21 protein-coding genes and 1 tRNA gene are annotated in these 22,745 nt (G+C 63.4%); 4 read left to right on the forward strand and 18 right to left on the reverse strand.

The window, feature by feature from the left end; all coding sequences use genetic code 11:
- Positions 1 to 8: 8 nt before the first annotated feature.
- The 5 genes from FSY59_RS06425 to FSY59_RS06445 all read right to left on the reverse strand — a co-directional run bounded on the left by FSY59_RS06425 (position 9) and on the right by FSY59_RS06445 (position 5,391).
- Positions 9 to 1,496 carry an ABC transporter substrate-binding protein gene (locus FSY59_RS06425; RefSeq protein ID WP_148728682.1) on the reverse strand — a complete coding sequence of 496 codons (1,488 nt, stop codon included), beginning with the start codon at positions 1,494 to 1,496 and terminating at the stop codon, positions 9 to 11.
- A gap of 168 nt (positions 1,497 to 1,664) precedes the next feature.
- Positions 1,665 to 2,495, reverse strand: a complete 831-nt coding sequence (locus FSY59_RS06430) for an ATP-binding cassette domain-containing protein (protein ID WP_003058461.1) — start codon at positions 2,493 to 2,495, stop codon at positions 1,665 to 1,667.
- A complete protein-coding gene (locus FSY59_RS06435; protein WP_043370949.1) occupies positions 2,492 to 3,520 on the reverse strand; it encodes an ABC transporter ATP-binding protein in 1,029 nt (342 codons plus the stop codon). Before FSY59_RS06435 ends, FSY59_RS06430 begins: the two co-directional genes overlap by 4 nt.
- A gap of 6 nt (positions 3,521 to 3,526) precedes the next feature.
- Entirely contained in the window at positions 3,527 to 4,432 is a 906-nt protein-coding gene (locus FSY59_RS06440) for an ABC transporter permease (RefSeq protein ID WP_003058459.1), read from the reverse strand.
- Positions 4,429 to 5,391: an ABC transporter permease gene (locus tag FSY59_RS06445; protein ID WP_003058458.1), complete on the reverse strand. Its 963-nt coding sequence runs from the start codon at positions 5,389 to 5,391 to the stop codon at positions 4,429 to 4,431. Before FSY59_RS06445 ends, FSY59_RS06440 begins: the two co-directional genes overlap by 4 nt.
- Before the next feature lie 173 nt (positions 5,392 to 5,564).
- Between FSY59_RS06445 and FSY59_RS06450 the strand changes: the two genes are divergently transcribed.
- On the forward strand, positions 5,565 to 5,825 hold the full coding sequence (locus FSY59_RS06450; protein WP_003058457.1) for a YfhL family 4Fe-4S dicluster ferredoxin: 261 nt from the start codon (positions 5,565 to 5,567) through the stop codon (positions 5,823 to 5,825).
- A gap of 80 nt (positions 5,826 to 5,905) precedes the next feature.
- Here the strand turns inward: FSY59_RS06450 and pth are convergent, their stop codons facing one another.
- From pth to FSY59_RS06485, 7 genes are all read right to left on the reverse strand, one after another.
- Complete coding sequence (gene pth / locus FSY59_RS06455) at positions 5,906 to 6,544, reverse strand: aminoacyl-tRNA hydrolase (protein ID WP_003058456.1); 639 nt, start codon at positions 6,542 to 6,544, stop codon at positions 5,906 to 5,908.
- A gap of 128 nt (positions 6,545 to 6,672) precedes the next feature.
- Complete coding sequence (locus FSY59_RS06460; RefSeq protein ID WP_003058454.1) at positions 6,673 to 7,296, reverse strand: 50S ribosomal protein L25/general stress protein Ctc; 624 nt, start codon at positions 7,294 to 7,296, stop codon at positions 6,673 to 6,675.
- Between the two features lie 156 nt (positions 7,297 to 7,452).
- Positions 7,453 to 8,412 carry a ribose-phosphate pyrophosphokinase gene (locus tag FSY59_RS06465; RefSeq protein ID WP_003058452.1) on the reverse strand — a complete coding sequence of 320 codons (960 nt, stop codon included), beginning with the start codon at positions 8,410 to 8,412 and terminating at the stop codon, positions 7,453 to 7,455.
- A gap of 44 nt (positions 8,413 to 8,456) precedes the next feature.
- Positions 8,457 to 8,533, reverse strand: a tRNA-Gln gene (locus tag FSY59_RS06470).
- Between the two features lie 30 nt (positions 8,534 to 8,563).
- A complete protein-coding gene (gene ispE, locus FSY59_RS06475; protein WP_148728683.1) occupies positions 8,564 to 9,427 on the reverse strand; it encodes a 4-(cytidine 5'-diphospho)-2-C-methyl-D-erythritol kinase in 864 nt (287 codons plus the stop codon).
- 57 nt (positions 9,428 to 9,484) lie between these two features.
- Positions 9,485 to 10,006, reverse strand: a complete 522-nt coding sequence (locus tag FSY59_RS06480) for a lipoprotein insertase outer membrane protein LolB (RefSeq protein ID WP_148728684.1) — start codon at positions 10,004 to 10,006, stop codon at positions 9,485 to 9,487.
- Positions 10,003 to 11,790: a tetratricopeptide repeat protein gene (locus FSY59_RS06485; RefSeq protein ID WP_003058445.1), complete on the reverse strand. Its 1,788-nt coding sequence runs from the start codon at positions 11,788 to 11,790 to the stop codon at positions 10,003 to 10,005. Before FSY59_RS06485 ends, FSY59_RS06480 begins: the two co-directional genes overlap by 4 nt.
- Positions 11,791 to 11,840: 50 nt before the next feature.
- Between FSY59_RS06485 and mutM the strand changes: the two genes are divergently transcribed.
- The 3 genes from mutM to mutY all read left to right on the forward strand — a co-directional run bounded on the left by mutM (position 11,841) and on the right by mutY (position 16,016).
- Positions 11,841 to 12,680 (forward strand): bifunctional DNA-formamidopyrimidine glycosylase/DNA-(apurinic or apyrimidinic site) lyase, encoded by an 840-nt coding sequence (gene mutM, locus FSY59_RS06490; RefSeq protein WP_148728685.1) that lies wholly within the window; start codon positions 11,841 to 11,843, stop codon positions 12,678 to 12,680.
- 266 nt (positions 12,681 to 12,946) lie between these two features.
- On the forward strand, positions 12,947 to 14,944 hold the full coding sequence (locus FSY59_RS06495) for a dynamin family protein (RefSeq protein ID WP_148728686.1): 1,998 nt from the start codon (positions 12,947 to 12,949) through the stop codon (positions 14,942 to 14,944).
- A 4-nt stretch (positions 14,945 to 14,948) separates the two neighbouring features.
- Complete coding sequence (mutY, locus tag FSY59_RS06500; protein WP_043370956.1) at positions 14,949 to 16,016, forward strand: A/G-specific adenine glycosylase; 1,068 nt, start codon at positions 14,949 to 14,951, stop codon at positions 16,014 to 16,016.
- Positions 16,017 to 16,079: 63 nt separating this feature from the next.
- On the opposite strand, the gene FSY59_RS06505 is transcribed toward mutY, so the two are convergent.
- From FSY59_RS06505 to recN, 6 genes are all read right to left on the reverse strand, one after another.
- A complete protein-coding gene (locus FSY59_RS06505; protein WP_003058435.1) occupies positions 16,080 to 16,361 on the reverse strand; it encodes a hypothetical protein in 282 nt (93 codons plus the stop codon).
- Entirely contained in the window at positions 16,358 to 17,782 is a 1,425-nt protein-coding gene (creD, locus tag FSY59_RS06510; RefSeq protein WP_148728687.1) for a cell envelope integrity protein CreD, read from the reverse strand. Before creD ends, FSY59_RS06505 begins: the two co-directional genes overlap by 4 nt.
- Positions 17,783 to 17,889: 107 nt before the next feature.
- The gene (gene creC / locus FSY59_RS06515) at positions 17,890 to 19,344 is read right to left on the reverse strand and encodes a two-component system sensor histidine kinase CreC (RefSeq protein ID WP_003058432.1); all 1,455 of its coding nucleotides are present in this window, start codon (positions 19,342 to 19,344) and stop codon (positions 17,890 to 17,892) included.
- Positions 19,345 to 19,349: 5 nt separating this feature from the next.
- A complete protein-coding gene (locus FSY59_RS06520; protein ID WP_148728804.1) occupies positions 19,350 to 20,033 on the reverse strand; it encodes a winged helix-turn-helix domain-containing protein in 684 nt (227 codons plus the stop codon).
- Between the two features lie 30 nt (positions 20,034 to 20,063).
- Positions 20,064 to 20,981: an RNase adapter RapZ gene (gene rapZ, locus FSY59_RS06525; RefSeq protein ID WP_003058428.1), complete on the reverse strand. Its 918-nt coding sequence runs from the start codon at positions 20,979 to 20,981 to the stop codon at positions 20,064 to 20,066.
- A gap of 4 nt (positions 20,982 to 20,985) precedes the next feature.
- The gene (gene recN, locus FSY59_RS06530) at positions 20,986 to 22,743 is read right to left on the reverse strand and encodes a DNA repair protein RecN (RefSeq protein ID WP_003058427.1); all 1,758 of its coding nucleotides are present in this window, start codon (positions 22,741 to 22,743) and stop codon (positions 20,986 to 20,988) included.
- Positions 22,744 to 22,745: the final 2 nt, after the last annotated feature.

The following is a 22,745-nucleotide window of genomic DNA, read 5'->3' on the forward strand; positions in this document are numbered from 1 at the left end:
GGCCGGTGCTAGCCCCAGGACAGCGCCGAGAGATCGTTCACAAACACCGGCATGTCCTTCCACAGCCCGCGCAGCTTCTGGTTCGCCACGGTCACCCATTGCGGGGTGTAGAGAAAGCCGTGCACCGAGTCGTGGGCCAGCAGGCGCTGGGCATCGCCTAGCAGGCGTGCGCGATCGGCAGGGCGCGGTGTGCTCTTGATCTTGTCGAACAGCTCGTTGAACTCCTTGGACTGGTAGCCCCAGTAGTAGTCGGGCTTGGCGAAGTTGCCCAGATCAAACGGCTCGACATGCGAAATGATGGTCAGGTCGTAGTTCTTGTTGGTGTAGGTGCCAGACAGCCATTGCGCCCACTCCACGTTCTGCAGCTTGAGCTGAATGCCGATCTTGGCCAGCTGGGCCGCAACCAGCTCGCCGCCCTGACGCGCATAGGGCGCGGGCGGCAGCGTCATGGTCAGCATCAGCGGCGTCTTGATGCCGGCTTCGGCCATCAGTGCCTTGGCTTTTTCCAGATCGAAAGGGTTCACGCCCGTGGTGTCCACATAGCCAAAGGCCGTGGGCACGTAGTAGCTGCCGATGGGCACGCCATAGCCATCGGCGGCGCCGGCAATCACGGCCTTGCGGTCGATGGCGGCGGCAATGGCGCGGCGCACGCGGATGTCGTTCAAGGGCTTGCGTGCATTGTTGATGGCCAGAATGGTCTTGGCGCGCGAGTTGCTCACCACCACCTGAAAGCGGGCATTGGCCTTGAACTGAGGCACGCTGCGCGGCGAGACGCGCGGGAAGGCATCGACATCGCCGGCCAGCAGGGCGGCAACCTGTGCCGCGGGGTCGGGAATGAAGCGGAACACGGCGCGCTTGATGCGAATGCCCGTGGCCGAACGGTAGCCGGGCCAGGCGCTCAGCGTGACCGATGAACCCCTGGCCCAGGCCGCCAACTGGTAGGGGCCGGTGCCCACGGGCTTGCTGGCGTTGGTGGCGGCGCTCTTGGGCTCGACGATGATGGACGTGGCCTGTCCCATCATGAACAGAAAGTCGGGATCGATCTCCTGGCTGGTCAGCACCACCGTGTGCTCGTCGGCGACCTTGGTGCTCAGATTGGCAAAGGTGCGCTTGTCCTTGTTGGTGCTTTTGTCGGAGGCCGCGCGGTCGAACGAGAACTTGACGGCGGCAGCGTTGAAGGGCTCGCCGTTCTGGAACTTCACATCCTTGCGCAGGCGAAAGGTATAGGTCTTGAGGTCGGACGAGACCTCCCAGCTCTCGGCCAGCAGTGGCGAGACGCTGCCGTCGGCATTGATTTTGGTCAGGGTTTCGAACACGTTGTAGAGCACGACTTCAGCAATCGAGGAGGCGGCTCCGGCCGTGGGGTCGAGTCCTGGCGGCTCCAGGGTCATGGCCAGCGTGACACTGTCTTTCCTGGCCTGGGCGAGAGCTGGCCAGGTGGCGAACAAGGGCAAGCTGGCAGCCGAGCTGGCCAGCAAGGAGCGGCGATTGAGCATCAACAAAGTCTCCGATGGGGCAGGCCGCAAGCGGCCCGCAAAAGCGCTGCAAGTCATCGCGGGGAGCGGACTTGTTTCCTATGCGTTTTTACACCAGCTGCAACCGTCTTTGCGGGGGCTGCCGGTATATCGCTGCCGGGAGTGTGAACAACTGTTCGCCATACGACTTCAGAGGACTCGCGGCGCGGCCCGGACCAGGGCCTGGGTATACGGGTGAGCTGGGGTGGAAAACAGTTGGCGCGGCGTGCCGCGCTCCACCACCAGGCCCTGATGGAGCACCAGAACCTGATCGCATACATGCTGGACCACGGCCAGATCATGGCTGATGAACAGATAGGACAGGCCCAGCTCGCGCTGCAAGTCCTGCATGAGATTGAGCACCTGGGCCTGCACGGAGACATCGAGCGCACTGACCGGCTCGTCGGCCACGATCAGGCGGGGCCGGGTGATCAGTGCGCGGGCAATCGCGATGCGCTGACGCTGGCCGCCGGAGAACTCGTGCGGATATTTGTCGGCATCCTGCGCGCGCAGACCTACCTGTTCCAGCACCTCCAGTACCTGGAGACGCCGCGCCTCGCGGCCGGGTTTCTCGTTCAGGGTTGCCAGCGGCTCGCTGACGATGCGCTCCACCGTCATGCGTGGGTCCAGCGACCCATAGGGGTCCTGAAACACCATCTGGAAGTCGCGCCGCGCCGCGCGCAGCGCCTGTTCGCCAAGCTGATGCAGATTGCGGCCCAGCAGCTCCACCGTGCCCTCGCTGGGGCGATCCAGTGCCATGACCAGGCGCGCCAGCGTGGATTTGCCCGAGCCTGATTCGCCGACCACGCCCAGGCTCTGTCCCGCGGGCAATTCAAAGCTCACGCCGCGCAGCGCCTGCAGCGGCTCGGGCTTGTGCCACAGCGATGTGCGAGGGCGCGAATAGGCTCGTTTCAGGCCGCTGGCCCTCAACAGCATTTCGCTGGCGACTCCTGTCGCCCCGGTAGCGGCCGGCCCGTTCATGCCTTGGCTCCTTGCGTCAGTACCTGCTCATACAGGCAGCGCGCCACATGGGGCTGGCGCCAGAAGGCCAGAGAGGCCGGTGCCGCCATGCTGGGCTGGTGCAGGGTGCGGGCCGGTGGGGGCTGCACATAGCAGTCGTCCCGGGTGTGGGGGCAGCGGCCTGCAAACGGGCAGCCTGCGGGCAGGTCCACGAGCTCCGGCACGGCGCCTGCGATGGTGGGCAGATGGCCCGCAGCGGGCGCTGCCTGGAGTTGCGGTCGGGCTGCAAACAGGCCGCGCGTATAGGGGTGGGCGCGCCTGGCGAACACGGCTTCCGTCATGCCGGACTCAACCACGGTGCCGCCATACATGACCAGCAGCTGCTCCACATTCTGGGCAATCACCCCCAGGTCATGGCTGATGAGCACCAGCGCCATGGAATGCTCGGCCACCAGCTCCTGCAGCAGATCCAGAATGCGCTGCTGCACCGTCACATCCAGGGCCGTGGTGGGCTCGTCGGCCACCAGCAGATCGGGTCCGCAGGCCAGAGCCATGGCAATCATGATCCGCTGGCGCTGGCCGCCGGAGAACTGGTGCGGGTAGTCGTCCAGCCTCTGTGCGGCTTGTGCAATGCCCACACGCTCCAGCAGCTCGGTGGCGCGGGCGCGGGCCTGGGCGCGGCTCATTCCCAGATGCAGGCGCAGTGGCTCTGCCACCTGGCGGCCGATGCCGTGCACGGGGTTGAGGGCGCTCATGGGTTCCTGAAACACCATGGCCATGCGGTTGCCGCGCAGCGCACACAGCTGGCGCTCGCCCAGGCCCAGCAGCTCCTGGCCGTCCAGCTGGATGCTGCCGTCCACCTGGGCATGTTCGGGCAGCAGGCCCAGCAGCGCCAGTGCCGTCAGCGATTTGCCACAGCCCGATTCGCCGATCAGGCCCAGCGTGGCACCGCGCTCCAGCGTGAAGCTCACATCGCGCACGGCCTGGGCACGGCCACGATGGGTTTGCAGATTGATGCTGAGGTTGGAGACTTCAAGCAAAGCCATGTTGATTCAGCGCTCGCGTGTCAGTCGGGGGTCCAGCAGGTCGCGCAGACCGTCGCCCAGCAGGTTCAGGCCCAGTACCGACAGCGCTATCGCCACGCCGGGCCAGACGGCCAGCAGCGGTGCCTGGAACATCAGGGTCTGGGCTTCGCTGAGCATGCGCCCCCAGGAGGGCTCGGGCGGCTGCGTGCCCAGGCCCAGATAGGACAGGGCGGCCTCGGCCAGAATCGCCAGTGCGAACTGAATGGTGGCCTGCACGATCAGTACCGAGGCAATATTGGGCAGCACATGGCGCACGGTGATGGCCGTGCGGCTTTGCCCGCAGGCGCGTGCCGCCATCACATAGTCGCGCGACCAGACGGCATTGGCCGAGGCGCGGGTGATGCGCGCAAACGTGGGGATGTTGAAGATGCCGATGGCGATGATGGCATTGACCATGCCCGGCCCGTAGACGGCCGTGAGCATGATGGCGGACAGCAGGGCGGGGAAGGCAAAGGTGAAGTCCGCCAGCCGCATGATGATTTCCTCGATCCAGCCGCGCCGGGCGGCGGCGACCAGGCCCAGCAGCACGCCCAGCGCCAGTCCTATGCCCACGGCAATCAGGCCCACTGCAATCGAGGCGCGCGCGCCGACCAGAATCTGCGAGGCCAGGTCGCGCCCGAAGGCGTCGGTGCCCAGCCAGTGCCGGCTGCTGCTGGCCTGCAGGGCGGCATCCATGTCCATCTCGTAGGCCGAGCCCGGCGTCCAGACAAAAGACAGCAGTGCGGCGGCAATCAGCAAGGTCGTGAGCAGGGCTCCGAGCACAAAGCTGCGGTGCTGCCTGGCGCGCTGGCCAAGGCCGAGCGGCTTTGTGCGCGAGAAGGCGCGTGTCGGGTAGTCGGGCACGCGAACGCGGGTATCGGTCTGCCTGCTCATAGGTCGCTGGCTTTGAGGCGGGGGTCGATGGCGGCATAGAGCACATCGACGACAAAATTCACCACCACCACCATGGCCGCCAGCAGCAGCACGCAGTTGCGCACCACGATCACGTCCCGGTTGGAGATGGATTGAAAGATCAGCCGGCCCAGGCCCGGCAGATAGAACACGTTCTCCACCACGATGGTGCCGGCCAGCAGATTGGCGAACTGCAGGCCCATGACGGTGACGACGGGAATCATGGCGTTGCGCAGCACATGGCGCCAGAGCGCCGCGCCGCGTGACAGTCCCTTGGCGCGGGCGGTGCGCACAAAGTCCTCGCGCAGCACTTCCAGCACCGCAGAGCGCGTGATGCGCGCCAGGATCGCCGACTGCACCACGGCCAGCGACACGGCAGGCAGCAGCAGTGCCTGCAGCGCGGGCAGCAGGCCGCCGCCGGCTTCCTCGCTCCAGCCCGGAAAGCCGCCGGCCGAGAACCATTGCAGCTTGACCGAAAACAGCAGGATCAGAAGAATCGCAAACCAGAAATTGGGAATGGCAATGCCGATCTGGGCCAGGCCCATCAGGCCCACATCGCCCCAGCGCTTGTGGTTGGCTGCGGCCAGCACGCCCGCCGCAATGGCCAGCACGGCGGTGATGCACATGGCCATGACGGCCAGCGGTACGGTCACCGCAAGGCGCTCCCAGACCAGCTCGGTCACGGCGGAGCCATAGGCATAGCTGTTGCCCATATCGCCCTGCAGCAGGCCGCTGATCCACTGCCAGTAGCGCGTCAGCGCGGGTTGGTCCAGGCCCAGCTGCTGCGTCATGGCGGCCACGGCCTCGGGCTCGGCATCGGGGCCCATGAGCATCTGGGCGGCATTGCCGGGCAGGACTTCCAGCACGGCAAACACCACGATGGAGGCGCCGATCAATGTGGCAATCAGCGTGAGCAGGCGTTTGAGCAAGAAGATGCTCATGGCGTGAGGCGTTGTTTCATCGTGAAGTGGGCGCAGGCGGCGTGTGCGTGCTGCGCAGCATAGCGGCCATTGTGCCGCTTCCTGGAGGTGCAGGCTTTGTCCCGGGTGCAGCCATGTCTTGGGGAGCTTGGGATAATGTGGGCCGATACCGAGAACTGCACAGGAGCTGGCACATGGCATTGATGATTACCGATGAATGCATCAACTGTGATGTGTGCGAGCCCGAGTGCCCTAACGATGCCATCTACATGGGCGAGGAGTTCTACGAAATCGACCCGCACAAGTGCACCGAGTGCGTAGGCCATTTTGACGAGCCGCAGTGCGTGCAGATCTGTCCTGTGGCCTGCATACCGGTGAACCCCGAATACATCGAAAGCCATGAAGTGCTGTTCAAAAAATATGAGCAGCTTACGCACGCCAAGAAAGAAAGTTAAGGCTTTTTGAGTCTGAATTCTTTGTATATCAAGCGTAAATAGCTCCTGATTCAGGAGCTATTTTTCATTCTGCCTCAGGTTCAGGCTTCGCCACCTGCAGGCTGGGCGGCATCGGGCGCCGGCTTGCGTGCGGGCTTGGGGCGGGGCGCCTTGGTGGTGTGGATGGCGAGAGTGGCCTTGTCCATCTGGCCTGCCACCATCTCGGGCCAGGCCTTGAGCGAATGTGCGATGGCGTCTTCGATCAGCTTGAGCTGGTCGGGGGCCGGTTTCTTGAGCACCCAGCTGGCGACCTCGCCCTTGTGGCCGGGGTGGCCTATGCCCACGCGCAGACGCCAGTAATTGGGCGAGCCCAGCTGGGCATGGATATCGCGCAAACCGTTGTGGCCGCCATGGCTACCGCCGAGCTTGAGCTTGACCACGCCGGGCTCGAAGTCCAGCTCGTCATGCACGACCAGGATTTCCTCGGGCTGGATCTTGAAGAAGCGCGCCAGCGCGCCTACCGACTTGCCCGAGAGATTCATGAAGGTCTGCGGCTCCAGCAGCCAGACGGTCTGGCCGTGGATGCTGGTGCGGGCCATCAGTCCCCAGTAACTGCGTTCTGGAACCAGACTGACCTTGAGCTCGCGCGCCAGCGCATCAATCCACCAGAAGCCGGCATTGTGCCGGGTGTCTTCATATTCAGGGCCAGGATTGCCGAGGCCGACAAACAGTTTGATCATTGCTGGATTATCTTCTTGCTAGCAAAGCTGGGCTGGCACGCTGGTTCTGCGTGGCCCAAAGAAAAAGCCCACCGAGGTGGGCCTTTTCTTGGAGTACAGCGGCAGGCGCTGTACCGAAGACACAAGAATTACTTCTTGCCCTTCTTGGCGGGAGCCGCTGCGGGAGCAGGTGCGGCGCCTTCGGCAGGAGCCACTTCGGGCAGCTTGATGGAGATCAGCGAAGGGTTCTTGTTGGCGCCACGCACCACAGCCTTCACGCCGTTGGGCAGCTTCAGAGCTTGCAGGCCCAGCACGGACTTGGAAGTCAGGGCGCTCAGGTCCACCTTGATGAACTCGGGCAGGTTTGCGGGTTCGCAGATCACTTGCAGTTCGTGCATCAGAGGAGTCACGGTGCAGTTCTCGACCTTCACGGCGGGGGATTCAGCAGCGCCTTCGAAGTGCAGGGGCACGTTCATGTGCAGCTTGGTGTTGCCGTCCACGCGCTGGAAGTCGATGTGTTGCACCAGCTTCTTGTAGGGGTGGAACTGCACGTCGCGCAGCACGACCTTGGTCACTTGACCGTTGACTTCCATGTCCAGGACGCTGGAGTGGAAAGCTTCCTTGTGCACAGCGTGCCACAGGGCGTTGTGATCGATTTCGATCAGTTGGGCTTCACCAGCACCGTAGACGATACCGGGGGTCTTGCCCGACAGACGCAGACGGCGGCTCGCACCCGTACCTTGCTTGGCGCGCTCAGTAGCGACGAATTGCATAACTAACTCCTAGATGGGCGGACCGCGACCAGTCTCGCCCGATTGATAAAAGAATCTGCACCTTGCAGCAAGGCCGTGGATTCTTGCGGTGGCCTCGAAACGGTCAAACCTCCCGAAGGAGGTTTGCTTGGGCTCGAGGCCGAAAAACCAGAAATTTTAAGCGGTAAACAGACTGCTCACCGAATCACCTGTGGAAATGCGGTGAATTGTCTCGGCAAACAGGCCCGCCACGGACAGCTGGCGAATCTTGCCGCACTGCTGGGCTGCGGGGCTCAGAGGAATGGTGTTCGTCACAACCACTTCGTCCAGAGCGCTGCCGTTGCCGATGCGTTCCAGGGCCGGGCCCGAGAAGATGGGGTGCGAGCAGTAGGCGTACACGTTCTTGGCGCCGCGCTGCTTGAGCACTTCGGCAGCCTTCACCAGCGTGCCGGCGGTGTCGATCATGTCGTCCATGATCACGCAGTTGCGGCCGTCGATATCGCCAATCACGTGCATGACTTCGGACACGTTCGCCTTGGGGCGGCGCTTGTCGATGATGGCCAGATCGCAACCCAGTTCCTTGGCCAGGGCGCGAGCACGCACCACACCGCCAACATCGGGGGAGACGACGATCAGGTCTTCGTAGTTCTTCTGACGCAGATCACCCAGCAGCACAGGGGTGGCGTAGATGTTGTCCACGGGAATGTCGAAGAAGCCCTGGATCTGGTCGGCGTGCAGGTCCATGGTCAGGACGCGCTCGACGCCAACTGCCTGCAGCATATTGGCCACCACCTTGGCGGTGATGGGCACGCGGCTGGAGCGGGGGCGGCGATCCTGGCGGGCGTAGCCGAAGTAGGGGATCACGGCGCAGATGCGCTCGGCCGATGCGCGCTTGAGGGCATCGACCATGACCAGCAACTCCATCAGGTTGTCGTTGGTCGGTGCGCAGGTGGACTGAACCACGAAAACGTCGCGGGCGCGAACGTTCTGCTTGATCTCGACCGCGACTTCCCCATCGGAGAAACGGCCAACGTCGGCAGCACCCAGGGTGGTGCCGAGGTGCTTAACAATCTCTTCGGCCATGCCAGGATTGGCATTGCCCGTGAAGACCATGAAATCAGAGTGATGTGAATGCATTGTGCGTCCCAGTGCTGTGGGTTGCTATGACGCAAGAAGATGTTTGGCAGGGGAAGAAGGATTCGAACCTTCGCATGCCGGAATCAAAATCCGGTGCCTTAACCAACTTGGCGACTCCCCTACACAGGCCTTTTGTCGAAGACAAACAGCCTTATAACTTGTTCTCTGGAATCCAGCTGTGAAGTGGGTGTTTTTCCAGATTTTTGCAAACCTTGATTTGCCAGCTGCTTGGAGCACTGCTCAAATCAATATTTCGCGTGATCGGTGCAAATACTGCACTTCCTGAGCCCGTCATTGTAGCATGCAATTTCAGTGATTCGAGCCAGTCTCTGACTTTCTTCACTTCGGGCTGCAGACCTTCAGCGACGGGCTGCAAGTCGTTTCGGCCAAAACCGAAGTGATTCGCAGCGAAGTCCAAGATTCTAGCAGGCTTTGTATCGCGCTTAAGCGACTCGCTGGAAAAAATCCTTGCGGTCTCCAGGCCCTGTTCGGGTTTGACCACCAGAAACTGCTGCTGCGGCAGGGCGTCGCCGTCTGTCAGCGGGGTGATGACTTCGCCGATGCCGCTGACCCAGGCCGAGTGGCCGCAAAGAAAGAAGGGAACGTCGGCGCCGAGCTTCAGGCCAATGCGCTGCAGCTCCTGGCGCGAGAGCTTCAGATTCCAGAGACGGTTCAGTGCCATCAGCGTGCTGGCTGCATCGGACGATCCGCCGCCCATGCCGGCCTGGGCCGGCAACTGCTTTTCGATCCCTATGCGCACGCCCTGGGTGCAGCCTGTGGCCTGCTGCAGGGCACGGGCCGCGCGGGTGATCAGGTCATCGGCGGGCAGGGTGATGCCGTTGAGGTCCTCGCGGCTGACCTGACCGCAGGCAGTGCGTTCGAAATGCAGCACATCATGCCAGTCGATGAGCATGAAGACGGATTCCAGCAGGTGATAGCCATCAGGCCTGCGGCCGGTGATGTGCAGGAAGAGGTTGAGCTTGGCCGGGGCCGGCACGTCATAGAGCGAGTGCATGGCGTGTATGTGTCAGTCAGAAAAACGGTGCGGCGATGGTGCCGGGCAGCAGGCGTGTCAGCGGGCGCCCTGGTCGAGAACAATGCGCAAGGAAGCCTCGGGGGGCGGGCTGGTGCGGTCGGCGCGCAGGCGGCCCTCGCCGATGCGGGAAAGATCGGTTTGCCAGCCGCTGACGGCAGTGTTTCTGCCTTGCAGCCAGTCGAACAGCGCTGCAACGGGGATTTCGCTGCCGGTCATCCGGCTGATGAGTTCGGGCAGGGAGTCGGACTGGGTGATCTGATCGCCCTGCTGCAAGGTGGCTCCGGCACGTGTCCATTGGAGCCGGGCCATGATGGAGCCCAGAGGATTGAAGACCAGCAAGGTGCCGCTCTCGGGCTGACCTTGCAACTCGAAGCCGGCGCTGAAGGATTGTTGCTGAGCATCCTGAACCTGTAGCGCCATGCGGCCGGACCAGTGGTGGCTGGCCGTCGCATCGAGCTGCAGCTGCCGCACGGGCTGGGCGCAGCCGCCGAGCATGACCGCTCCCAGGGCCAGCCCGAGGGCCGGAAGCATCTTCAAGAAGGTCGGGCCGAGCTTCATGGCGTCACTTTGAGGCGTTTGAGTGTTTCCAGCAGCGTGTCATTGCTGCTGTCCGCCTTCAGGCCCTGGCGCCATACGAGTTGGGCGCGGTCCTGCTTGCCCAGGGCCCACAGGACTTCGCCCAGGTGGGCGGCGATCTCTGCATCCTGGCGCTTGGCATAGGCCTGCTCCAGCAGCTTTTCGGCTTCGTTCAGATTGCCTCGGCGGAAATTCACCCAGCCCAGGCTGTCGGTGATGAACGGGTCGCCGGGTTCCATGTCCAGAGCCGTCTGTATCAGGGTCTGGGCTTCTTCCAGCTTGATATTGCGATCCGCATAGGAGTAGCCCAGTGCGTTGTATGCATGCTTGAAGTCGGGGGCGCGCTTGATGATGTCGCGCAGCAGGCGCTCCATCTCGCTGAAATTGCCGGCTCTCTCTGCCAGCATGGCGGTGTCGTAGGCCAGTTCCACATCATCGGGGAACTGGCTCAGCAACTGGGCCTGCAGTGCATAGGCGTCCTTGTTCAGACCGGCATCGCGCAGCAACTGCACCTCGGCAATCTGCTTGAGGCGCTTCTGGTTGGGACCGTTGGCCGGAATGGCCTGGATCAGGGCGCGAGCTTCCTTCACCTTGCCCTGGCGGGCCAGCAGATCGGCGCGGCGGGCCTGCACGCTGAGCAGGTTGGCGGAGTCGGGGATGCGCTGCAGATAGATGTCGGCTTCATCGTAGCGCTGGCGTTTTTCTGCCAGATCGGCCCTGAGCAGATAGAGCTGGGATTCGCCGGCGGAGCGGCCCACGCCTTCAGGCAGTTTGGGCAGCAGGGAGCTGAACTGTGTCAGGGAAACGTCGGCCGCATCCAGCTCGTTGTCCTGCAGTTGCAGATTGGCGAGCATGGCCCAGGCTTCGGGGAATTCGGGCGCTTCGCGGGTGATGAGCTGCAACTGGTTCTTGGCATCGGCATTGCGCTTTTGTCCCAGCAGCACGCGGGTATAGGTCAGGCGCAGCTGCGGCGAATGATTTTTTTCCAGATAGCGCTTGACCAGCGGCTCCACTTCGGCGGAGCCCGATTCCAGCAGCTCCATGGCCAGCAAGGCGATGGCGCCCGATTCCGGGCTCAGCTTGGCGCCGTTCTGCAAGGCTTGCAGTGCGGCAGGCTTCTGGCCGGCAATCAGGCGCATATGACCTATGGTCGCCCAGGCCATGGGGCCATTCTGCGGGTCCTTGAGGTCGATCTCCAGCGCCTGCTCGACCACATCGGCGGCCAGGGGCTTGTCCGAGGCATTGTTGTAGAGCTGGGTGATGGCCAGAAAAGTGGCGCTGCGATTGGCTTGCGGGGTCAGCTCGACCTCGCGGCGCAGATAGCTGGCCGAGTCTGCGATGCGGTTCATCACCACCAGGATGCGCAGCACGGCGCGATTGGCGGCGCGTGACTCAGGGTAGGCCTCCAGCCAGGCGCGGGCATTGCGCAGGGCGCGGTCACCCGAGCGGGACTGGACGGCAAGCTCGGTGGCGCGGCGATAGAGGTTTTCGTTATTGCTGCTGCGCGCCGCTTCCATCATCAGGGCCTGGGCGTCCGTGAGGGCGCCTTCCTGGGCAGCCATCTCCCCCACCAGGATCTCGTAGAACAGCTCGGCAGACAGGGCTGCTTGCTCATTCTCACGCTCGGCGGCCCGTTCGAGATCGGTGCTTTGCTCGATCTTGTCCTGCTGGGGCGGCGGGTCGGCCGGCTGGGCGGATGCGATTGCCGATCCCATGGCCACAACGGCAGCCACGGCGAGTCCCTGAAAACGTAGAGGATGAACCATCGGCCCATAATAATCCAAGCTTGTTGAACACTTGGCGAAGAAGAGATTGCATGCCTGAGTTACCCGAAGTCGAGGTCACGCGCCGCTCTTTTGCAGACCGTATTGCGGGCGCGCAGATTGAAGCCGCCACCTTGGGAAAGCCCCTGCGCTGGCCTCTGGGCCTGCTGCCGCAGGCGCTGGTCGGCAGGGTGGTGCTGGGGGTGCGCAGACGCGGCAAGTATCTGCTGCTGGACCTGAGCGAAGGCCTGCTGCTCATGCACCTGGGCATGTCGGGCAGTCTGCGCTTCGCGGGCCGCGACGAGGCGCCGCTGGGCGAGGGCGGGCCGCATGATCACTTCGACCTGCAGACATCGCGTGGCTTGCTGCGCCTGCATGATCCGCGCCGTTTCGGTGCCGTGGTCTATGTTCCGGGCGAGAGCGATGCCCTGGCGCGCAAGCTGCTTGACCATCTCGGCATGGAGCCGCTGAGCGAGGGGTTCACGCTGGCGGCCTTCAAGGCCGGGCTGGCCGCCAGCCGTTCGCCCATCAAGCAGTTGCTGCTCAGCGGCAGCGTGGTTGTGGGTGTCGGCAATATCTATGCCTCCGAGGTGCTGTTTCTGTCGCGTATCCACCCGGCAACCCCGGCCCGCGATGTGGGGGCGCGCAAGGTCACGGCTTTGTATGAGGCCATTCGCGCCGTGCTGGCCATGGCGGTGGAAAAAGGCGGCACCACCTTGCGCGACTTTTCCGCTGCCAACGGCATGGAAGGGCATTTTCAGCTGCAGGCCCAGGTCTATGGCCGCGATGGCCTGCCTTGCACGCATTGCGGCGCCGCCATACGGCTCATGCGCCAGGGGCAGCGCAGTACCTATTACTGCTCCAGCTGTCAGAAAGCCGCGAAAGTTCTCTGAATTTGATAGCAAATACCTTAGCTTGAGTATGCGTTACACCCTGTTTTGACGTCACAATTCCAGGCGAGGCCTGATATGTTTCGTAGCTGTCGTCAATGCATCGGGACGGGCGCTGCTCCGTGCCACCGAGTGCAGATACTTCACAGTGACAAATATCAGGCCGGACTCTGGAAGAGCCGTAGATGCCGTCAAGGGGCAATGCTATATATTGATCAGGCGGCCAGCCTTGTCTGGCCTGCCGACTCAGACAAACAAGAGGGGTAGATGTGTCAGCTTCATTCAACGAGCAGTTCGGTCAGTATGGCGCGTGGCGACGAGGCTTTGCCACCCAGCTGCAGGAGTTGCGTGAATGGTTGATTGCCCAGGACTTGCTGGACGCCTCGGTACAGGAGCGCTTGCAGAGGCTAGAAGAGCAGATGCGCTCGGACAAGGTCATGGTGGCCTTTGTGGCCGAGTTCTCGCGTGGCAAGTCCGAGCTGATCAATGCCGTCTTCTTCGCCCATTACGGCCGCCGGCTGATGCCCGCCAGTGCCGGTCGCACCACCATGTGTCCGGCGGAGCTGGCCTGGGAGCCCGAGCTGCCGCCCTGCCTGCGTCTGCTGCCCATCGATACCAGAGAGTCGCCGGAGAGCCTGGGCCAGTGGCGCATGCGCGCCGATGCCTGGGTGCAGCACCCGCTGGATACCGCCAATGCGCAGCAGATTGCGGACACCCTGGCCAAGGTGGCCGAGGTGCGCAAGGTCTCCATCGACCAGGCCAGGGCCTGGGGCTTCTGGCATGACGACGAGATTGCCGACAACCCCATGGTCGATGCCGACGGCTGGGTCGAAGTGCCCATGTGGCGTCATGCGCTGATCAATATGCCTCACCCTCTGCTCAAGCAGGGGCTGGTGATTCTCGACACCCCCGGGCTGAATGCCGTGGGAGCCGAACCGGAGCTGACGGTCAATCTGATACCTCAGGCGCATGCCGTGGTCTTTGTGCTGGGCGCCGATACCGGCGTGACCAAGTCCGATCTGGCCATCTGGCGTGACCATGTGCTGCCGGCAGGAGCAGGCAAGGTCGGGGACGACGAAGCGCTGGCTGCGTCGCGTCTGGTGGTGCTCAACAAGGTGGATACGCTGTGGGACAGCCTGAGCTCCGGTGCCCAGGTGCAGGCTCAGCTGCGCCGCCAGCAGCAGGACTCGGCCCAGTTGCTGGGGGTGGCGCTGGAGCGCGTGCTGCCCGTCTCGGCACAGAAGGGGCTGGTGGCCAAGGTGGGGCACAACGACAGCCTGCTTCAGGCCAGCGGCCTGCCCGCCTTCGAGGACCTGCTGGCCAACGGCATCATGGGGCAGCGCCAGAAAGTGCTACAGACCGCCATGCGCACCAATGTGCAGCAGCTGCAGTCGCAGGTGGAGCGCGTCATCAATATGCGCCGCGGCGATCTCGATGATCAGCTGGCCGAACTTTGCGGTCTGCGCGGCAAGAATGCGACGGTGATCGCCAGCATGCGCTCCCGCATCGAGGCCGAGCACAGGGAGTTCGACCAGAGTGCCAGCCGCATCCAGGCCATGCGCAACATCCATATGCGCATGCTCAAGGAGCTTTTCCAGCTGTTGAGTTCGACCACGTTGAAGGCGGAGCTGTCGGAGCTCAAAGAGACCCTGGATCAGCGCGGGCTCAAACTGGGCCTGCGCAATGTCTATGAGCAGACCTTCGGGCGTCTGCATGCCGTGGCGGCCAGGGTGCAGGTCCAGGCCGATGAAATCCAGACCATGATGAGTGCCTCGTTCAAGGAGCTCAATGCGGAGTTCGGTTTCTCCCTGCAGACGCCGCCGCAGCTGGTGCTGTCCGAGTTCAGGGACGACTTGCGCGGCATCGAGGGCAGCTACACCCAGTACCTTGGGTTGAGCAGCGCTCTCAAGCTCAGCAGCGCCGATTTTTCGCAGCGCCTGATCAAGGCGCTGGCGCTGCGTCTGCGCACGGTGTTCGAAGCGGCATCGAACGATGTGGAGATGTGGAGCAAATCACTGACTGCGCCGGTCGATGCACAATTGCGCGAACGTAAACGCAGTTACACGCGCCGCCTGGAAGCGGTGGACCGCATCAGCGGCGCTGCCACGGAGCTGGAGGAGCGCATTGCCGACATGGAGAATGCGCAAACCCGCCTCGCAGCGCTGCAGACACAGCTGACCAGCGCATCGGCGCAGTTGCTGGATCCGCTCGGTGCCGGGCGGCCGCCAGTCGCTTCCATGCCGCTGGACATCAACCTGGTAGCCTGAAATCTTGACTCTCCCTTCGATTGCCACCGCCGTCGTGCAGTGGCAGGCCAGTCATGGCCGCAATCATCTGCCCTGGCAGCAGACCCGTGACCCTTACCGCGTCTGGCTGTCCGAAATCATGCTGCAGCAGACCCAGGTCAGCACCGTGCTGGGCTACTACCAGCGTTTCCTGGATGCCTTTCCCGATGTGGCCAGCCTGGCTGGGGCCCCTCAGGATGCCGTGCTGGCGCTGTGGAGCGGCCTGGGCTATTACAGCCGCGCGCGCAATCTGCACAAATGCGCACAGACCGTGATGCAGCAATGGGGCGGGGCCTTTCCGCAAACGGCCGAAGAGTTGGCGACCCTGCCAGGCATCGGCCGTTCCACGGCCGGTGCCATTTCATCGTTCTGCTTTTCAGAGCGGGTGCCGATTCTGGATGCCAACGTGCGCCGTGTTCTCACGCGGGTGCTGGCGTTTGATGGGGATCTGGCGCAGTCCCGAAATGAAAGGCAGCTGTGGGAATATGCCCAGCAACTGTGCCCCACCGAGAATCTGCACGAAGCCATGCCGCGCTACACCCAGGGCATGATGGATCTGGGCGCCAGCGTCTGCACATCGCGCAAGCCCACTTGCCTGGTGTGCCCCTTGGATTCCGAATGCCGGGCGGCCCGCGCCGGCAACCCGGAGAACTATCCTGTGCGCACGCGCAGGATCAAGCGCAGCTCCGAGTCCTGGTGGCTGCTGCTGGCGGTGGATGCGCGGCGCCGCGTATGGCTGCAAAAGCGTCCGCAAGCCGGTATCTGGGCCGGGCTTTACAGCCCGCCGGTCTTTGAAGACTATGCAGCACTGCAAAGCTATGCCCAGGCCGCCTGGTCTCAGGACGGGACCCGGAGCTGGCAGGATCTTCCCGGTTTTCTGCATGTGCTGACCCACAAGGATCTGCACCTGCATCCGGTTCTGGTGCCCGTCGATCAGGCCTATGGCGCCCTGGTGTCAGAGGCTGATGAATCCTGCTGGGCGGATGCAGCGGCATGGGCCGAGCTGGGTCTGCCGGCTCCGATCCGCAAGCTGCTCGACGCCGAGCTGGCCTGAGCGCCTGCCGCATGAATGAAAAAAGGTGACGGCCGACGTCACCTTTTTTCATGGCTGCAGATTTCAGAAGCGCAATCTGGGCATCAGCATGGAACAGCGCAGCCCCATCAAGGCCAGCCACAGGGCCCTGGCCTGCGGGTTGCTGCGCTGCGCTTGCAATTGCCGGCCCGCGGTCACCACCTGCTGGCGCAGGACTTGCTGTGCCCTGCGGTCGCCTTGGCGCTGTGCGCTCAGCCAGAGTTGCTGGTATTGCTGCACGCTGAGCTGGCAAGGCTCGCCGAGCAGATGGCGCGACGAAACGTTCAGCAAGGCCTGAGCCTGCGGGGTGTGTCGTGACTGGCTCATGCGGCCTCCTCTTGTTTCGAAGACTTGTCCGGCACGTCGCTCTCGCTGCGTCCAAACGCGTACCAGTCCACATGGCGGGTGCAGATCATGACCAGGGCCAGCACGCCGAACAGGGCGATGGAGCCGACGACCAGAGCGGTTTGCTCCAGCTGCAGCAGCACATACAGCAGGCCGTACAGGGCCGAGATGGCAATCGCGAACGGCAGGCCGCGTCTGATGCTGCCCAGGATATGGCTGGCATAGAAAGCCAGCAGAGCCACGCAGGAGCTGGCCGCAATCGCATAGGCCGTGGCAAAGCCCAGGTGTTCGGACAGGCTGATGAGCAACAGGAAGAAGCTGCACAAGGCCGAGCCGACCAGCAGGTACTGCACGGGGTGAACGCGCAGCTTTTTCATGACTTCGAAAAGGCCGACCGCGACAAAGGTCAGGATCACAAAAAGAATGCCGTACTTGGTGGCGCGCTCGCTCAGCGAGTAGACATTGACGGGGTTGACGAACTCCGTGTCCATGGTTTCGAGGCAGGGGCCGCTGTCGTCATGGCCGCGGGTTGCAGAGGCGGCATAGGTTTCCGAGCTGCCCCAGTAGCCGGGGCTGCAAAGACGTTGCTGGCGGGTAAAGGCCGTGCTGGCAGAGGTGGCCAGCGAGGACAGCTCCCAGCTGGCGGTGAAGCCGCTGTCCGTCACTTCGCGTCGACTGGGTAGAAAGCTGCCGCCAAACGAGGGATGAGGCCAGTCGGCAGTCAGCGTGACCTTGCTTTCCGTGGCGATGGGGCTGAAGGCGAGCTGCTCCGTGCCCAGCAGCTGCAGCTTGAGCTCCAGGTTCAGGGCTTCGCCTCTTTTCAGCAGGCTGGCATCAATCTCTGCCTGAATGCCTTTGCCGTAGCGCTCCAGCGGCGTGCCGGATTCGACCGCCAGATCCTGGCCGTTGGCCAGCAGCGTTGCGCTGCGGATGCCGCGCGGGTCGCTGAGCGCAAATGCCACAAGGACCTTCTTGCAGCGCACCACGGCATTGGGCTCGCTGGGCTTGGGCAGCTCGGCATACTGCGCGGCATTGGCAAAGCCGGCCGATATCTGGTCGTGCAGCACATAGGTGTTGATGTGATGCAGGCCGCGCGAGCGCTCCTCCATCTTGGCATTGGCATCGTGGTTGAGCGTGTCGGGCAGCAGCATGCGCTGGAATTCCCGTGTGCTGTATTCGATTTTCTTGCCATTGGTCGTGCTGGTGGTTTCCGTGCAGTTCTGCACCAGGGCCGGGCCGATCAGCGTCTGCGTGCCGGCCAGGCTGGAGACCACGCTTTGCACGGCGTAGTCGCGGTTGCGGATGCGGTCTTTGACCACATCCTGAATCATGGACAGGCCGGCCATGAGCAAGGCCAGAACGATCAGCAGTGAGACTGTCTTGAACAGCAGTCGGTTTTTCATGCGTGCTCCTGAATGAGGGATTTCAGGACGCAGTGTCGGCAGCGACTGTGTGGACCCAATGAAGTCTGTGAAGCGGGTGTGAAGTCCTGTCCGAAAGGCTTGATCGCTCAGCTCTGGGGAGCGAAATCCAGTGTCACGGCGAGACCGGGGTGACGATTGCGGACCTGGATGCTGCCGCCATGAAGATGCATGATGCGGGTGACGATGGACAGGCCCAGTCCGGTGCCGCTGCGCTCTCCGTTGGGTCTGGGAGTCGTGAAGAAGCGCTCGCCCAGGCGGGCCAGCAAGGGCTCGGCCACACCCGGGCCCCGATCGCTGACGGTGATGCGGTGCGGGGCCAGCTCAAGCTCGATCACGCTGTTCTCTGCAGAGAAATCCAGGGCGTTCTGCAGCAGATTGCTGATGGCCAGGGTCACCAGGCCGGCCTCCCAGGGGCCGCTGCTGTCCACGCCGCTCAGGCGCATGGCCATGCCGCGTTGCTCTGCATGGCTTTGCAGGGAGTTCATGGCTTGCCGGGCACATTCCATCAGGCTGCAGCCATGGCTGGTGTCCAGTTGCTGGCGCTGCTCGAGACGGCTGAGCTGGAGCAACTGGTCGATCAGGTTCTGCAGGCGCAGGCTCTGGTCTACCACCTGTCTGGCAAACATGGCCCGGTCCTGGGGCGGCAGCTCTTCCTGCAGCAACTCGCCGGCGCCGCGGATGGCGGCCACCGGGCTTTTGAGTTCGTGGGTCAGGGCGCGTACATAGCCCTCGATATAGTCGCGCCCTTCCAGGCGCTTGCGCATATTGTCCATGGCCTGGGCCAGCTCGCCAAGCTCGCCGGGCATGTCCGGTATGGCCGCAGGAGCCGAGGCCTGCGCGGGGTGGGCAGACTCGTTGAGCGTGGGGGCCTGCACCTGCTGTGCATAGTTGCGCAGCCGGCGCACGTGAAGCACAAACCACCAGGTCACCGCGCAGCCGACGGCGGCGGACAGCAGCACAAACAGCAGGCCGCCGCGCAGAATTTTCTGCTCCGCGCTGTCGACGATTTTCTGTACCGAGCTGGAGGGCTTGGAGGCAGTCAGCACCCCGGCAATCTGGCCGTCCACCATGATGGGCGCCGAGACATACATGACGCTGCTGGATTCGTCCTCCTTGACGGCTCGCGTGGTGCGTGCACCGTATTCACCGCGCAGCGTCAGATAGACATCGCGCCAGCGCGAGTAGTCTGCGCCCTGGTCCTTGCCCTGCGAGTCGAACAGCACCATGCCCCGGGCGTCGGTGACGGTGATGCGCAGATCCAGCGTGGTCTTGCGTGTGTCCCAGATCCAGGCCTGTATCGGTTTTCGCGTGTAGCCCTGCAGCTGGGTGGCAAAGGCGCTGTCCGCACCGGCTTGCAGCCGGCCTTTTTCCATGTCGGCACTGGCCAGCGTGGCCAGCGCATAGGCGGTCTCCACCAGCGTGTCCTCGGTCACCTTGCGCACGCTGGGCTTGATCTCCACTATGAAGACGCGCAGCACGAAAAAGGCGGCCAGGCCGTTGATCAGGAAGAAGGCAAAGAAGAGACGCAGGCCCAGACGCATACCGGCTATCCGGGCTGGTTCAGGCTATAGCCCAGACCGCGGTGGGTGACGATGAGCTCCTGATCGGGCAAGCGCTCGCGCAGTTTGGCGCGCAGGGTCTTGATATGGGTGTCCACCGTGCGGTCCGTGCTCTCGCTGTCCAGCCCCCAGATTTGCTCCAGCAAGGCGTCGCGGCTCAGGATGCGGCCCGCTGCGTTGACCAGGCTTTGCAGCAGCTGATACTCGCGCCTGGTCAGATCCAGCGCCCTGCTGTGGATCAGAGCCCGTTGGCCTTGCTCATCTATTTGAAGTGCTTTCTCAAGCTGGGCGGGCGCTGCAGGCTGAAATTGCTTGGAGCGGCGCAGCAGGGCGCGGGTACGCGCCAGTAGTTCGCGCGGGCTGAAGGGCTTGGTCAGATAGTCGTCCGCGCCCAGTTCCAGGCCCAGAACCTTGTCCATCTCCTCGCCTCTGGCACTGAGCACCAGTACCGGAACAATGGAGCCGGCAGAGCGCAGCTCGCGGCACCAGTCCAGGCCGTTGCCGTCGGGCAGGCCCACGTCCATGAGAAGCACATCAAACGTTGTCCTGCTCCATTGCTGACGCGCGTCGGCGATCAGCAGGCTGTGGGTGACGGCAATGCCCTCGCGCTCCAGAGCGTAGCAAACCGTGCGTGCAATGGCAGGGTCGTCTTCGAGCAGCAGCACATGCATGGCTGACGTCTGGGGGCTGAGCATGCGGGGTCAGAGGATCGGGGTTTCCGGGGCCAGAAACTGTTGAGAGACCTGAATGAACTTGTCGCGGAAATCCAGCGAGCGGTGGCGGCGCACGGTGGGCCACTGCTTCTCGAAATGCCTGGCCAGGGCTTCGACGAGAAAGACCGAGCGGTGCTGCCCGCCTGTGCAGCCTATGCCCACGGTGACATAGCTGCGGTGGTCTCTGGACAGCAGCGGCAGCCAGCGTTCGAGGAATTGCTGTATGTCCAGCTGCATCTGCTGCACCTCGGGCAGGGCTCCCAGATAGTCGGCAACCGGCTTGTCCAGGCCGGTCAAGGCACGCAGTTCCTTGTCGTAGAAGGGGTTGGGCAGCATGCGCACATCAAACACATAGTCCGAGTCGATGGGCATGCTGTGCTTGAATCCAAAGGACTGGAACATCAGCGTCATCTGCCCTGCCGGTGCTTCGATGATCTGCTTGATATAGCTTTGCAGCTGCGCCGACTTGAGATCGCTGGTGTCGATGACGATGGAGCGGTCGCGCAGCAGGCCCAGCAGCTCACGCTCCTTTTCGATATCGAGCTCCAGTGCCTGGCGCTCGTTCGTCAGGGAGCCAGGCGATAGAGGGTGGCGCCTGCGGGTTTCCGAAAAGCGTCTGATCAGCGTTCCGCTGTCGGCGTCGAGAAAAATCATGCGCGGCATCAGTCCCTGCTTTTTCAGGCGATGCAGCTGATCAGGCAGCTGAGGCAGGCCCTTGGCACTGCGCGCATCCATGGCAATGGCCACTTTCTCGTCCTGATGGGTGAGCTTGAGCTCCACAAAGGACTGCAGCAATTCCGGGGGCAGGTTGTCGACGCAGTAGTAGCCAGCATCCTCCAGCGCGTGCAGCGCAACGGATTTGCCCGATCCGGACATGCCGCTGATCAGAACAATCTCCATGGACATGATTTCACACTCCTCTGACTTTGCCGCTCTTGCGGACTGTCGTGCTGGCTTTGGCGCTTCGGGCCGGGGTGGCCGATGGACGCAGGGCGCTGTTGGCGGCCTGCTTGCCAGGCAATCTTGCCATGGCCAGCATTTCTCTGGCATGGGCCATGGTTGCTTCGGACAGGTGCTCGCCGCCCAGCATGCGGGCCATCTCCATCTCGCGCTCCTCGCCCGCCAGCGGGTCCACGCTGCTGATGGTGGTGTTGGATTTGGGGCGCTTGGTCACCCGGTAATGCTGGTCTGCATAGGCTGCGACCTGGGGCAGGTGGGTGACGGCCAGCACCTGGCGCGACCCGCCGAGAGAGTGCATGAGGCGGCCCACGGTTTCGGCCACGGCTCCGCCGACGCCGGAATCCACCTCGTCAAAGATCAAGGTTCCGGCCTGGCCCAGCTCGCTGGTGGTCACGGCAATGGCCAGCGAGATGCGCGACAACTCGCCGCCTGATGCCACCTTGGCCACCGGTTTGGGCGTGGCGCCGGTATGGCCGGCCACGAGAAAGGTGATGCCGTCCGTGCCGGCCGGGCTGGCGGCTTCGGCATGCTCCAGCTGCACTTCGAAACGGCCGCCCTTCATACCCAGACTTTGCATGGATTGGGTGATGGCGCGTGACAGGCGTGGTGCAGCCAGGGTGCGCTGCTGCGAAATTTTGCGCGCCTCGGCCTGATACTTGAGATGGGCAGCCTGCTCTTTGGCGCGCAGACCCTCGACATCGACGGCGGCATCCAGCTGGTGCAGCTCCTGCTTCCAGCCTTCGAGCAGGGCGGGCAACTCTTCGGGCGTGCGCTTGTAGCGGCGCGCCAGCTGCATCCACAGCGACAGGCGTTCGTCGAGATCGGCCAGCAGTTCGGGGTCCAGATCGGCGCGGCGCAGATAGGCCTGCAGCGAGTGGCGGGCATCGTGCAACTGGGCCACACAGGAGCCGAGCACGTCGGCAATGCTCTGAAACTCGGGCTCCAGATGCTCCTGATCCTGCAGCAGGTGGTGGGCTCTGCCCAATGGGGTGGCCGCTCCCGCATCGTCATCTTCCAGCAGCTGCAGGCAGGACTGGGCAGAGTCCATCAAGGTCTGCGCGTGCGACAGGCGCGTGTGCTGGGCGTTGAGCTCATCCCATTCTTCGGCGCGCGGCGACAGCTTGTCCAGCTCGGATATCTGCCATTGCAGTCGCTCTCGCTCGCGCTGCAGATTGTCCTGGGCCGAGAGCGCCTGCTCCAGAGCCTGATGGCTCTGGCGCCAGTCCTGCCACAACGACTTGAGCTGGGCGGTTTCAATACCGCCGTAGGTATCCAGCATGGCGCGTGCAGCGTCCGGGCGGGTCAGGCTTTGCCAGGCATGCTGGCCATGAACGTCGATCAGCTGATCGCCCAGATGGCGCAGCTGCGTGGCCGTGGCGGGCGAGCCATTGATCCAGGCGCGGCTGCGGCCCAGACTGTCTATGACGCGGCGCAGCAGCAAATCCTGCTCCTGCGCAAACCCCGACTCTTGCAGCCATTCGTGCAGATGGGGCGGGCAATCGAACTCGGCGCAGATATCGGCCTGGGGGCAGCCTTCGCGTACCACCTGTGCATCGGCGCGTGCGCCCAGCACCAGTTGCAGGGCGTCGAGCATGATGGATTTGCCGGCGCCGGTTTCGCCGGTAAGCACCGTGAAGCCGGTTTGCCAGTCCAGGTCGAGTGACTGAACAATCACAAAGTCCCGCAGGACGATGCGCTTCAAGGCCATGG

This window comes from Comamonas sp. Z3, from assembly GCF_008121565.1.
GTDB classification, from domain to species: Bacteria; Pseudomonadota; Gammaproteobacteria; order Burkholderiales; family Burkholderiaceae_C; genus Comamonas; species Comamonas brasiliensis.

Excerpts from the sequence above, each read along its gene's own strand:
- FSY59_RS06460 (WP_003058454.1), bottom strand. The coding sequence starts at position 7,296 with ATGCAATTCGTCGCTACTGAGCGCGCCAAGCAAGGTACGGGTGCGAGC.
- creD (WP_148728687.1), bottom strand. The coding sequence starts at position 17,782 with ATGAAAAACCGACTGCTGTTCAAGACAGTCTCACTGCTGATCGTTCTG.
- FSY59_RS06450 (WP_003058457.1), top strand. The coding sequence starts at position 5,565 with ATGGCATTGATGATTACCGATGAATGCATCAACTGTGATGTGTGCGAG.
- FSY59_RS06485 (WP_003058445.1), bottom strand. The coding sequence starts at position 11,790 with ATGGTTCATCCTCTACGTTTTCAGGGACTCGCCGTGGCTGCCGTTGTG.
- FSY59_RS06505 (WP_003058435.1), bottom strand. The coding sequence starts at position 16,361 with ATGAGCCAGTCACGACACACCCCGCAGGCTCAGGCCTTGCTGAACGTT.
- FSY59_RS06425 (WP_148728682.1), bottom strand. The coding sequence starts at position 1,496 with ATGCTCAATCGCCGCTCCTTGCTGGCCAGCTCGGCTGCCAGCTTGCCC.
- creC (WP_003058432.1), bottom strand. The coding sequence starts at position 19,344 with ATGCGTCTGGGCCTGCGTCTCTTCTTTGCCTTCTTCCTGATCAACGGC.
- pth (WP_003058456.1), bottom strand. The coding sequence starts at position 6,544 with ATGATCAAACTGTTTGTCGGCCTCGGCAATCCTGGCCCTGAATATGAA.
- ispE (WP_148728683.1), bottom strand. The coding sequence starts at position 9,427 with ATGCACTCGCTCTATGACGTGCCGGCCCCGGCCAAGCTCAACCTCTTC.
- FSY59_RS06520 (WP_148728804.1), bottom strand. The coding sequence starts at position 20,033 with ATGCATGTGCTGCTGCTCGAAGACGACCCTGCCATTGCACGCACGGTT.
- FSY59_RS06440 (WP_003058459.1), bottom strand. The coding sequence starts at position 4,432 with ATGAGCAGGCAGACCGATACCCGCGTTCGCGTGCCCGACTACCCGACA.
- FSY59_RS06445 (WP_003058458.1), bottom strand. The coding sequence starts at position 5,391 with ATGAGCATCTTCTTGCTCAAACGCCTGCTCACGCTGATTGCCACATTG.
- FSY59_RS06480 (WP_148728684.1), bottom strand. The coding sequence starts at position 10,006 with ATGAAGCTCGGCCCGACCTTCTTGAAGATGCTTCCGGCCCTCGGGCTG.
- FSY59_RS06430 (WP_003058461.1), bottom strand. The coding sequence starts at position 2,495 with ATGAACGGGCCGGCCGCTACCGGGGCGACAGGAGTCGCCAGCGAAATG.
- recN (WP_003058427.1), bottom strand. The coding sequence starts at position 22,743 with ATGGCCTTGAAGCGCATCGTCCTGCGGGACTTTGTGATTGTTCAGTCA.
- rapZ (WP_003058428.1), bottom strand. The coding sequence starts at position 20,981 with ATGTCCATGGAGATTGTTCTGATCAGCGGCATGTCCGGATCGGGCAAA.
- FSY59_RS06435 (WP_043370949.1), bottom strand. The coding sequence starts at position 3,520 with ATGGCTTTGCTTGAAGTCTCCAACCTCAGCATCAATCTGCAAACCCAT.
- FSY59_RS06465 (WP_003058452.1), bottom strand. The coding sequence starts at position 8,412 with ATGCATTCACATCACTCTGATTTCATGGTCTTCACGGGCAATGCCAAT.
- mutM (WP_148728685.1), top strand. The coding sequence starts at position 11,841 with ATGCCTGAGTTACCCGAAGTCGAGGTCACGCGCCGCTCTTTTGCAGAC.